This window comes from Nocardia sp. NPDC058499, from assembly GCF_042719915.1.
Lineage (GTDB): Bacteria > Actinomycetota > Actinomycetes > Mycobacteriales > Mycobacteriaceae > Nocardia.
In genome coordinates, this window is the sequence record NZ_JBHXMZ010000044.1 from 1 (window position 1) to 1,099 (window position 1,099).

Annotated in this window: 1 protein-coding gene; it reads right to left on the reverse strand. The window is 61.0% G+C overall.

Annotation, left to right across the window (positions count from 1 at the left end; genetic code table 11):
- Positions 1 to 263 precede the first annotated feature (263 nt).
- Positions 264 to 734, reverse strand: a complete 471-nt coding sequence (locus ACFWPH_RS34735; RefSeq protein WP_378756557.1) for a helix-turn-helix domain-containing protein — start codon at positions 732 to 734, stop codon at positions 264 to 266.
- Between the last annotated feature and the right edge of the window lie 365 nt (positions 735 to 1,099).

Genomic DNA, 1,099 nt, shown 5'->3' on the forward strand with positions numbered 1-1,099 from the left:
GGACACCGAACGAAGTAGAGTCCGAGTGGTTTCAGCGGAATCAGGCAGCGTAGGAAAGACAAGAATCCGCTGTCCGAAATTCTTCCGGCCCCTCAGTTGCCGGGTTGGATGTAAAGCAGCGCAAGCCAATCCCGGAGGGTGCGGGAGAAGAGAACGTTGGCATCGACCAGCACGCTCGTACCCCGCCCAGTGACCATGACGGACATGGTACAAAGCAGGCGGGATACGAATTACGGTTGCCTGCAGGCAGTGTCGGTCCGTGGTCAGTCGTCCAGGCCGAGCTGATCCTCGAGCTCGCGCAACTGCTGGAACGCCTCTCGCTGCGCGTCGCGCTGTTTGTCTCGGTACGCGATCACGTCTTTGCTGAACAAGCGTGTATGCGAGCCGACCTTGTGCGCGGAGATCTCTCCCCGGTTGATCAGCTTCATCAAAGTCGGTCGTGAGATGCTCAGCATCTTGGCGGCGATGGTGGTCGTCACCTCGTTCGGGATGCTGCCGACAGTGACTGTGCAGCCGCGGCCGAGTAGATCGAGAACCTGGGAGACCAGAGACGTGAGTTCCGGCGGCATCTCGACGGAGCGCCCCCCGTGCAGGCCTACCGTGATGCTCTCATGCTTCCCGGTCGCCACATTGCCACGGGCCTGCTCGACCTCGGCCTTGAATGCCCGGGCCTGCTCCACGTCGTCCGAAGTGATCGACAGGACCGCCTTCTCCTCGTGAACAAGCGCATCCATGACCCGGCCTCCTCTCCGCTGTTCGCAGGTAGTACCTACGGTAGAAGATTGCACTTATAAGTGCAACGCCTGTTTGGGCGGGTCACGCAGTACCAGTGGGGTCGGGTGCCCAGGGAATAATGAAGACGGCCGGATAGTCGGGTTGGGCGGCGGCGTCGACGTAATATTCCCAGTATGGGCATCGTTCACTTGGCCGCCCTCGTCGATGCGATCCGATCGTCCTGGTCGTCCGAAACCAGCAGTGCGCCGACCGGCGGAACCGACGTGTCGGCTAGAGTCTGTTTCATAAGCTGCGGCCGGATAACCACAGGTTGATCGCGGCGACGCGGACGGTTGCCAGGTAGCGGACAGCGAGTTTGTCATAC